The organism is Polaromonas sp. P1_E1_2 (genome assembly GCF_056406035.1).
The window spans coordinates 1-10,110 of record NZ_JBFUAZ010000087.1; the positions used below are offsets into that span (position 1 = coordinate 1).

A 10,110-nucleotide genomic window follows, 5' to 3' on the forward strand; every position below is an offset into this window, starting at 1 on the left:
CTTCAGGGCCTTGCCCATAACTTGCAGATAGGCCACCAGGGCATCCATTTCCGTCTTGCCCTTCACCACACCGGCGGCCTCGGCGATTTCGGCGTCGGTATAAGGCACCCCCACCCTGCGCAGTGCTGTCATGCGGGGCGCCATGTCGGCGGGGTCGACGGGTTTCTTCTCCAGCCAGCTATAGGCCGGCATGTTGGATTCAGGGACCAGGTCGCGCGGATTGTTCAGGTGGATACGGTGCCATTCGTCGGTGTACTTGCCGCCCACGCGGTGCAGGTCGGGCCCGGTGCGCTTGCTGCCCCACTGGAAGGGATGGTCGTAGACAAATTCCCCGGCCACCGAATAGTGACCATAGCGCAGCGTCTCTGCGCGAAACGGGCGAATCATCTGCGAGTGGCAGTTATAGCAACCTTCCCTCAGGTAGATGTCGCGGCCGGCTAGTTGCAACGCTCCATAGGGCTTGACGCCTTCGAGCGGCGCGGTGGTCGACTTCTGGAAGAACAGCGGCACGATTTCCACCAGGCCGCCGACGGCGATCACCAGCAGGATCAGGATGATCATCAGGAAGTTGTTGGTTTCGATCTTCTCGTGCGAGAAGCCGGCCGCAGAGGGAGTTTCGTCTTTCATGGGATGTACTTTCTTCTCTTGTTATGCGTGGGCCAGTGCGGGCACCAGCACCCGGACGGGGCGACCCTTGGCCACCGTCATGCAGACGTTCCAGGCCATCAGCAGCATGCCGCCCAGGTACAGCAGCCCGCCGAAGAAGCGCACCACATAGAAGGGATAGGTGGCCTTGACCGCTTCGACAAAGGTGTAGGTCAGGGTTCCGTCGGCGTTGACGGCGCGCCACATCAGGCCCTGCATCACGCCGGCGATCCACATGGCGGCGATGTACAGCACGATGCCCACGGTGGCGGTCCAGAAATGCACCTCGATGGCGCGCATCGAATACATCTGCTTTTGCCCGAACAGGCGGGGGATCAGGTAATACAGCGTGCCCATGGAAATCAGCCCCACCCAGCCGAGCGCGCCCGAATGCACGTGGCCCACGGTCCAGTCCGTGTAGTGCGAGAGCGCATTGACGGTCTTGATGGACATCAGCGGGCCCTCGAAGGTACTCATGCCGTAGAAGGACAGCGACACGATCAGGAAGCGCAGGATGGGGTCGTCGCGCAGCTTGTGCCAGGCGCCGGACAGCGTCATCACGCCGTTGATCATCCCGCCCCAGCTGGGCGCCAGCAGGATCAGCGAGAACACCATGCCCACCGATTGCGTCCAGTCAGGCAAGGCCGTGTAGTGCAGGTGATGCGGGCCCGCCCACATATAGGTGAAGATCAGCGCCCAGAAGTGGACGATGGACAGGCGGTAGCTGTAGACCGGCCGCTCCGCCTGCTTGGGGATGAAGTAATACATCATGCCCAGGAAGCCCGCGGTGAGGAAGAAACCCACTGCGTTGTGGCCGTACCACCACTGCACCATCGCGTCCTGCACGCCTGCATAAGCGGAATAGGATTTCATCCAGCCGGCCGGAATCTCCGCGCTATTGACCACATGCAGTACCGCTACCGCCAGAATGAAGGCGCCGTAAAACCAGTTGGCCACGTAGATGTGCCGGACCTTGCGGATTCCCAGCGTGCCGAAAAAGACGATGGCATAGGACACCCAGACCAGGGTGATGAGGATGTCGATGGGCCATTCGAGTTCGGCGTATTCCTTGCCGGTGGTGTAGCCCAGCGGCAGGCTGATCGCGGCGCCCAGGATGACCAGCTGCCAGCCCCAGAAAGTAAAGGCGGCCAGCCGCGGTGCAAACAGCGGCACGCTGCTGGTGCGCTGGACCACGTAGTAGCTGCTGCCGATCAATGCGCAGCCGCCGAAGGCGAAGATGACGGCATTGGTGTGCAGCGGCCTGAGCCGGCCATAGCTGAGCCAGGGAACGCCGAAATTCAGTTCAGGCCATGCCAGTTGGGCGGCGATGAACAGGCCCACCCCCATGCCCACCACGCCCCAGAGCACCGCCGCCAGTGAAAACTGGCGAACCACCGTGTCGTGATAGGCGATCCCTCGTGTCGTTTCTTCGTTCATGAAGCACCTTTTGTCTTGATGCTTCAAAGTGTCGATGCGGCGTGGGTCGCGCCATTTGATGCAAGTCAATCAGTGTGAAGAATGCGCTCGGCTTCCTGCTCAAGCGCCTCGAATTGACCTCGCCATACCGCCCAGCCCAGCGCTCCGATGATGAGCAACGCCAGTACTACAGACAGCGGAATCAGTAAAAACAGGATGTCCATTCAGTGTTCCGACACGCCGCGCGCCAGCCTCGCGGAATTGACGACCACCAGCAAGGAGCTCGCCGCCATGCCGAAGCCGGCCAGCCAGATCGGCATATAGCCCAAGATCGCCAACGGTACGCAGACCGCGTTGTAAACCGCTGCCCACAACAGGTTCTGCCGCACTACCGCCCGGGTGCGCCGCGCCTGCGCGACAAGGGCTGGCACCGTGAGCAGCCGGTTGCCGGTCATGATGAAATCCGACCTGGCCTGGGCCACCGGCACGGCCTGGCCCATGGCGACGGACACATCAGCCACGGCCAGCACCGGCCCGTCGTTCATGCCGTCGCCCACCATCATGACGCGATGGCCCTCGCGCTGAAGGCGGCGCACATGTTCCAGTTTGACCTCCGGCGTGCATTCGCCAAAGCACCATTCGATGCCGGCCCGGCGCGCAAGGTGAGCCACTGCCTGGCCAGTATCGCCCGAAAGCAGCTGCACGCGGACACCGAGTTTGAGCAAGTCGCCCACGGCCTGGGCCGCGTCGGGCCGCATCGCTTCGTCAAGCTCGAAACCCGCGAGGTAATGGTCACCGTCGGACAGATGGGCCTGCAGCACCGGCACATCACGCCCCGGTACAGGCACGCGGCAAAAAAAGGCCGACCCCAGGTAGAGGTAGTGTGGCTCGCTGCCATCCAACCGGGCGACCTTGCCGCGCAGGCCGCGACCTGTGATCTCCTCCACTTCACTGGCCACCCAATCCGTCGCGGGAAAACGGGCAGCGATGGCGCGTGAGACCGGATGCAACGAATGCCTGGCCAGCGCACCCGCCCAGTCACAGGCCTCGTCGCGATTCCCACCGGCAGGCACATGGACCATGACGACCTGCATGCGGTCTTCCGTCAGTGTGCCGGTTTTGTCGAAGATCACGGTGTCGATGGCCGCGCAGCTTTCCAGCGCCTGCAGCTTGCGCACCAGCACGCCACGCCGTGCCAACGCGCCCGCACCGGCCAGCATGGCCGCCGGCGTGGCCAGCGACAGGGCACAAGGGCAGGTCACGATGAGCACCGCAACCGCGACCGCCATCGCATGCGCCTGACCAAAAGGCCACCACCACACGGCTGCGACGGCGCTCGCCATCAGCACAGCCACCAGAAAAGGGCTGGCGATGCGGTCCACCAACTGCACCAGGCCGGGTTTTTCGACCGAGGCCTGCTCCATCAGGGCGACGATTTCGGCGTAACGGGTTTGCGGCCCAACCCGCTCAACGCGCACCAGCAACACCCCCGTGAGATTATGGCTGCCGGCGATGACGCCGTTGCCCACCCGCCGCAGCAAGGGTTTGGATTCGCCCGTCAGCAGCGACTGGTCAACGCGGCTCTCGCCACCCTCCACCGCCCCATCCGCGGGAAAGGCCTGCCCCGGCAGCACGCGAACCAGGTCGCCCGGCACGAGGCGGCGGACGGCCACCGCGCGGAAACTGCCGTCGGCTTCCTGTCGGTCCACGCTGTCCGGCAGCCGCCGCATGAGCGCGTCCAGCGCACCGGCGGTGCGGTCCCGCAGGCGCTGCTCCAGCAGCCGGCCCGAGAGCAGGAAAAACACAAACATGGGCACCGAGTCATAGGAGGCATGCTCGCCCCAGGCGCTGGCCGGGTCAAAGGTCGCGGCCGTGCTGGCCCCGAAGGCAATCAGCACGCCCAGCGCCACCGGTACGTCCATGCCTATGCGCAGGTTCCGCAGGTCGCGCAGCGCCGCCGAGAAAAAAGGCCAGCAGGAAAACAGCAACACCGGCAAGGTCAGCACCCAGGAGGCCCATCCCAGAAGCGCCTGGATGTCGGGCGTGATCTCACCGGCCGGCGCAAGGTAGGCCGGCGCGGCATACATCATGACCTGCATCATGCAAAAGCCCGCCACCAGCCAGCGCCACAGCATCACGCGCTGGGCCTGTACCCTGCGGCCGGCCAGCAGCAGGTCGCCCGCCGGCAAGGCGCCGTAGCCAGCTTGGCGCAATGCCGCCATCCAGAGAGACGGGCGTGTGGCTTGCGGCCGCCATTGAAGCCGCGCCGTGGCATTAACACCGTTGACTTCGACCGTATCCACGCCGGGCAGCCTGCGGAGCACCTCCTCGATCGTGAGCGCGCAGGCCGCGCAGTGCATGCCCTCGATCACCAGGCAGGACTCCCACCAACCTTCACGCCCCGGCACCGGCCGGCTGAAGCCTTCCCATTCGGCCGGCTCGTCCAGCGCGCTCCACGCGGCGGCGTCAGGCATGGCGGGCTGCGCCGGGCCGGCGGTCAGGAAGGGTGCGGCTTGCATGACGACAGCTTAGCCAGCGCAGAGTGCCGCGCCCTTGATATGGATCAATCCAGGGTCGCAGCGGCGCTCCTAGACTGCGGCACATCAACACAGGAGAACCACCATRTACAAGCGCATTCTTGTTGCCACCGACGGCTCCACGCTTTCCAAAAAAGCGGTCAGGGACGCCATCGAACTTGCCGCGTCCCTGGGCGCCGGCCTTGTGKCGCTCAACGTCGTGCCGCGTTATCCCATGAGCTACTTCGAAGGCGGCGCCACCATCTCGCCACAGGAAGTCGGCCGCATCGAAAAGGAATGGGCCGACAAGGGTCAGGCCGTCGCCGACGCGGTGCAGAAGTCTGCGGAGGCCGCAGGTGTCAAGGCCAAGGCCGTGATCGCCAAATCCGACCTCGTCGCCACCGCCATCCTGGCCGCGGCCAGAAAGAACAAGTGCGACCTCATCGTCATGGCATCACACGGCCGTAAAGGTCTCTCGCGCATCCTGCTCGGAAGCGAGACCCAGCAGGTACTCACGCACAGCACCATTCCCGTGCTCGTCCTGCGTTGAATCGGCGCCGAATCCCCGCTGAAAAAGCACTTGGAGAACACCATGAAAGTCCTTCTGGCCGTTGACGGCAGCAAGTTCACAAAAAAGGCCCTCGCCTTTCTGGTCACTCACGAAACCCTGATGGGGCCCGAGGCAGAGTTGATTGTGCTCAATGTACAGATCGCTGTTCCTCCTCGCGTCAAGTCCATGGTGGGCGCCGCCACGGTACATGCCTACCACCGCGATGAAGCCCAGAAAGTGCTGGAGCCCATAGAACGCTTTCTCAAACGCCACGGCATTACTTTCCGGGCCTCCTGGGTCACCGGTACGCCGGCCACACAAATCGCGCAGGCGGTGAAGCGTGAAAAGGTGCACATGCTGGTCATGGGCACGCACGGCCACGGGTTGCTGGGCCGCGCCCTGCTCGGCAGCGTCGCCCAACGCGTGGTGGCAGACGTCGACGTGCCGGTGCTGCTGGTCAAGTAACCACTCATCTTTTACGGAAGGCATGCCATGAACACACTGTCAAATACCCGCTCCCCCGTGTCGCCGCCGCGGGCCATTCCCACCACACGGCAGGCGCAAGGCGGTTTGGGCCTGGGGCTGCTGGTCGCGCTGGTGACGGGCTCCAWCATCGGCAGCGGCATTTTCGGTCTGCCGCAAAACATGGCGGCTGGCGCTGGCGCTGGCGCCATCCTGATAGGCTGGCTGGTCACGGGCGCGGGCATGCTGGTGCTGGCGCGTGTCTACCAGATGCTGGCCCTGCGAAAGCCAGAGCTGGACAACGGTGTCTACGCCTATGCGCGCGCGCTGTCGGGTGACTACATCGGCTTTAACTCGGCCTGGGGTTACTGGATCAGCGCGTGGATCGGCAATGTCGGTTACCTGGTGGCCGCCTTCGGCGCGCTCGGATATTTCTTTCCGGCTTTTGGCGAGGGCAACACGCCCGCARCCGTGGCCGGAGCATCGATAGTCCTGTGGGTCGTGCATGCGCTGGTGCTGCGCGGCATCAACACCGCCGCCTGGGTCAACGCAATTGTCACAGTCGCCAAGGTCATTCCCTTGCTGCTGTTCATCGTGCTGGCTGCCGCCGCTTTCCAGGCACCCACCTTCAGCCTGGACTTCTGGGGCGGCGCCAAACTCGGCTCGGTGCTCGACCAGGTCAAGAGCACCATGCTGGTGACGGTGTGGGTGTTCATCGGGATTGAAGGCGCCAGCGTCTATTCGGCGCGCGCGCGGCAGCGCAAGGACGTCGGCAAGGCCACGGTGATTGGTTTTCTGATCTGCCTGGCACTGTTGATGGCCGTCTCGTTGCTGTCCCTGGGCATCTTCACGCAGCCCGAACTTGCCGGATTGAAGAATCCCTCCATGGCCAGCGTGCTTGAGAAAGCCGTGGGCACCTGGGGCGCTGTGCTGATTTATGTCGGCCTCATCGTTTCCGTCGGCGGTGGCTTCCTGGCCTGGACATTGCTCGCCGCGGAGTCGCTCTTCACACCGGCCAACAGCGGCGTGATGCCCGAATGGCTAGGCCGCCAAAGCGGCAAGGGCGTTCCGGCCAATGCCTTGTGGCTGAGCAGTGCCATGGTTCAGATCTTCCTTATTGTCACGCTGGTTTCCAAGGCTTCCTACCTGGCCCTGATCTCGCTGTCGACCGCGATGATTTTGCTGCCCTACCTCTTCAGCGCGCTTTACGGCCTGAAGGTGCTGCTGCGCGGTGAGGGCCCAACGAGGGAAGCCAACGCCGGCGGGTCCCTGGACCTGCCGGTGGCCGCGCTCGCGTCGGTGTACTGCCTGTGGCTGCTGTATGCCGCCGGCGCCAAATACCTGTTACTGAGCGCCCTGCTCTATGCCCCCGGCGCGGCCCTGTACTTCATCGCCAAACGGCAGAGCAACAAACAGCCCTTTACCGCTGGCGAGAAAGCCATGCTCGCAGCCGTGCTCGCGCTCGCAGTGGTGGCCGGCTGGATGCTCGCCACCGGTCAGTTGAGTCTGTGATGGCCGGCGTTCATTCAGAAACGGGCCGGCTGCGCAAGGTGCTGGTCTGCAGGCCGGGCCTGGCGCACATGCGGTTGACACCCGCGAACTGCCGGGACATGCTGTTTGACGACGTGATGTGGGTCGCCCAGGCCAAAAACGATCACTTTGCGTTCACCAGCGCCATGACAGAGCAAGGCGTGCAAGTGCTGGAACTGCATGACCTGTTGGCGGTCACGCTCGGCAACCCCTTGGCGCGCGATCGGCTGCTGGACCGCGAACTTGCCGGCACTGACTTTGAAGCTGCGGGGGTGCTGCGGCCCTGGCTGCAGGAACTACCACCGGCTCGCCTGGCCGAGTTCCTGATCGGCGGGCTGACGCCGGCGGACCTGCCTTTCAAGCTGCCCGGCCTCACGGCCGCCTGCGCCAGCCCATCGGACCTGCTGCTCCCCGCCCTTCCCAACACCCTTTTCACTCGCGACAGCAGTTGCTGGATTGGCGACGGTGTGGCGCTGGGATCCATGTACTGGCCCGCTCGCCGTCAGGAAAGCCTGCTCATGGCGGCGATCTTCCGCTTCCACCCTGCGTACGCCGGCAAGGTGACTGAATGGTGGGGCGACCCGGAGCAGCCGCATCCGCAGGCCACGCTGGAGGGAGGCGATGTGATGACCTTGGGCCAGGGCCTGGTGCTGATCGGCATGGGCGAGCGGACCTCGCCGCAGGCCGTGACCCAGCTCGCGCGCAACCTGTTTGCCCGCGGCGCCGCAACCCGCGTGCTGGCTGCCCAGTTGCCCAAATCACGCGGCGCGATGCACCTGGACACGGTGCTGACCTTTTGCGACCGGGATCTGGTGACTGTGTTCCCGGATATTGTGCAGGCCGTACGTGTGTTCAGCCTCAGACCCGGCGATGAACCAGGCTCACTCGACGTCAGGGCGGAAGCCGAACCATTTCTCGACGTCCTCGCACAAGCCCTGGGCCTGCCGAAGTTGCGGGTCGTCGCCACCGGCGGCAACGCCTACGAGGCGGAACGCGAACAGTGGGACGACGGCAATAACGTGCTGGCGCTGTCGCCCGGTGTGGTCATGGCCTACAACCGCAACACCCACACCAACACCTTGCTGCGCAAGGCCGGCGTCGAAGTCATCACCATCCCCAGCGGTGAGCTGGGGCGTGGCCGCGGCGGCAGCCACTGCATGTCCTGCCCGATTGAGCGCGACGCCGCCTGATCCTTTCCCGCCATTGAGGCATCCACGAAAGACGGCCATTCATGAGCTTCAATCTTCACAACCGCAGCCTGCTGGACCTCAAGGATTTCTCCCCGCGGGACATCCGTTTCCTGCTGGACCTGGCCGCCGAGCTCAAGCRCTCCAAATATGCAGGAAACGAGCTCGCCCGCCTCAAGGGCAAAAACATCGCGCTGATTTTCGAGAAAGCCTCCACCCGCACGCGCTGCGCCTTCGAAGTCGCAGTGCACGACCAGGGTGGCCATGTGACCTACATCGACCCGGTCAGTTCGCAGCTGGGGCACAAGGAGTCTCTCAAGGACACTGCCCGGGTGTTGGGCAGGCTATATGACGGCATCGAGTACCGCGGCTTTCACCAGACGGTGGTGGAAGAAATCGCGCGCTTCTCGCACGTCCCGGTCTGGAACGGGCTCACGGATGAGTCGCACCCGACCCAGGTGCTGGCAGACCTGCTGACGATGCAGGAGTTCGGCGAAAAGCCGCTGCACGAACTGTCCTTTTGCTACCTGGGCGACGCCCGCTTCAACATGGGCTGTTCGCTGCTGGTGGGCGGCACGCAGATGGGCATGGACGTGCGCATCGCCGCTCCCGCGGCACTGATGCCACCGCCCGAACTGGTGAGCGAAATGCGAGAACTGGCCAGGACAACAGGCGCGCGCATCACCCTCAGCAACGATCCAACCGAAGCGGTCAAGGGCGCGGACTTTCTCTACACCGACGTCTGGGTGTCCATGGGTGAGCCCGACGACACCTGGAAACTGCGCATCGAGCAACTACTGCCCTTCCAGGTCAACAGCGCCCTGATGAAGGCCACCGGCAAGCCGAGGACCCGCTTCATGCATTGCCTGCCGGCCTTTCACAACCTGGATACTGAAGTGGGACGTCAGATCCACGAGCGCTACGGCCTCAGCGAAATCGAGGTGACCGATGAGGTCTTTGAGTCCGATGCGTCCGTTGTGTTTACGCAGGCGGAAAACCGCATGCACACCATCAAGGCCGTACTCGTGGCCACCCTCGCATGAAGCTGGTCGTGGCGCTGGGCGGCAATGCCTTGCTGCGCCGGGGCCAGTCACTCAGCGCGCAGCACCTGCTGGAAAACATCCAGGGCGTGGCGGCCCAATTGGCCCGCGTCGCACTGCAGCATGAATTGGTGGTGACGCATGGCAACGGGCCGCAAATAGGCCTGCTGGCCCTGCAGAACTCGGCCTACGCGGCAGTGGCGCCCTATCCACTCGATATCCTGGGCGCGCAAACCGAAGGCATGATCGGCTACCTGCTGGAGCAGGAACTCGCCAACCATCTTCCACCCGGGCGCCCCGTGGTCACCCTGCTCACGCGCGTGGAAGTCGATCCAGCCGACCCGGCTTTCGGGAAACCCACCAAACCTATAGGGCCTGTCTATACGGAAGAAGAAGCAGGACGGCTTGCGCAAGCCATGCACTGGCATGTTGCGCCGGACGGGGCAGGCTTCAGGCGCGTCGTGGCTTCGCCTCTCCCAACATGTGTGCTGGGCATGGACCCGATCCGCTGGCTGCTGCAGCATGAGGCGGTGGTGATCGCCGCGGGTGGTGGCGGCATCCCGGTGGTGCGCGCTGCCGGCGGGCGTTCTCTTCAAGGCATCGACGCCGTGATCGACAAGGACCTGACAGGCGCCCTGCTCGCGCACGAACTGGGGGCCGACTGCCTGGTGATTGCCACTGACGTGGATGCGGTCTATCTTGACTGGGGAACGCCGTCGCAGCGCGCCGTTGGCAAGGTGAGGCCGCAGGAACTGCTAGACCAT

The 10,110-nt window shown here is 64.2% G+C and carries 10 protein-coding genes; 6 read left to right on the forward strand and 4 right to left on the reverse strand.

Going from position 1 to position 10,110, the window contains the following annotated elements; translation table 11 throughout:
• The 4 genes from ccoO to AC1D1P_RS06735 form a co-directional block, all read right to left on the reverse strand.
• On the reverse strand, window positions 1–627 hold a 627-nt coding region (gene ccoO / locus AC1D1P_RS06720), incomplete at its 3' end, for a cytochrome-c oxidase, cbb3-type subunit II (RefSeq protein WP_457281526.1).
• Window positions 628–648: 21 nt separating this feature from the next.
• Window positions 649–2,082 (reverse strand): cytochrome-c oxidase, cbb3-type subunit I, encoded by a 1,434-nt coding sequence (gene ccoN, locus AC1D1P_RS06725; RefSeq protein WP_477668805.1) that lies wholly within the window; start codon window positions 2,080–2,082, stop codon window positions 649–651.
• 65 nt (window positions 2,083–2,147) lie between these two features.
• Complete coding sequence (gene ccoS / locus AC1D1P_RS06730; RefSeq protein WP_431095040.1) at window positions 2,148–2,285, reverse strand: cbb3-type cytochrome oxidase assembly protein CcoS; 138 nt, start codon at window positions 2,283–2,285, stop codon at window positions 2,148–2,150.
• A complete protein-coding gene (locus tag AC1D1P_RS06735) occupies window positions 2,286–4,580 on the reverse strand; it encodes a heavy metal translocating P-type ATPase (RefSeq protein WP_477668806.1) in 2,295 nt (764 codons plus the stop codon).
• 103 nt (window positions 4,581–4,683) lie between these two features.
• Here AC1D1P_RS06735 and AC1D1P_RS06740 point away from each other — a divergent pair, with 103 nt between their 5' ends.
• The 6 genes from AC1D1P_RS06740 to AC1D1P_RS06765 all read left to right on the forward strand — a co-directional run.
• Window positions 4,684–5,127, forward strand: a complete 444-nt coding sequence (locus AC1D1P_RS06740) for a universal stress protein (RefSeq protein ID WP_477672483.1) — start codon at window positions 4,684–4,686, stop codon at window positions 5,125–5,127.
• Window positions 5,128–5,169: 42 nt separating this feature from the next.
• Window positions 5,170–5,592 (forward strand): universal stress protein, encoded by a 423-nt coding sequence (locus tag AC1D1P_RS06745; protein ID WP_477668808.1) that lies wholly within the window; start codon window positions 5,170–5,172, stop codon window positions 5,590–5,592.
• A gap of 27 nt (window positions 5,593–5,619) precedes the next feature.
• Window positions 5,620–7,101: an arginine-ornithine antiporter gene (gene arcD / locus AC1D1P_RS06750; protein WP_477672480.1), complete on the forward strand. Its 1,482-nt coding sequence runs from the start codon at window positions 5,620–5,622 to the stop codon at window positions 7,099–7,101.
• Window positions 7,101–8,309, forward strand: coding sequence for an arginine deiminase (locus AC1D1P_RS06755; RefSeq protein ID WP_477668810.1), 1,209 nt, complete (start codon window positions 7,101–7,103; stop codon window positions 8,307–8,309). Before arcD ends, AC1D1P_RS06755 begins: the two co-directional genes overlap by 1 nt.
• A gap of 41 nt (window positions 8,310–8,350) precedes the next feature.
• Complete coding sequence (argF, locus tag AC1D1P_RS06760) at window positions 8,351–9,349, forward strand: ornithine carbamoyltransferase (RefSeq protein ID WP_477672481.1); 999 nt, start codon at window positions 8,351–8,353, stop codon at window positions 9,347–9,349.
• The coding region (locus AC1D1P_RS06765) for a carbamate kinase (RefSeq protein WP_477672482.1) at window positions 9,346–10,110 on the forward strand (765 nt) is incomplete at its 3' end. The genes argF and AC1D1P_RS06765, both read left to right, overlap by 4 nt.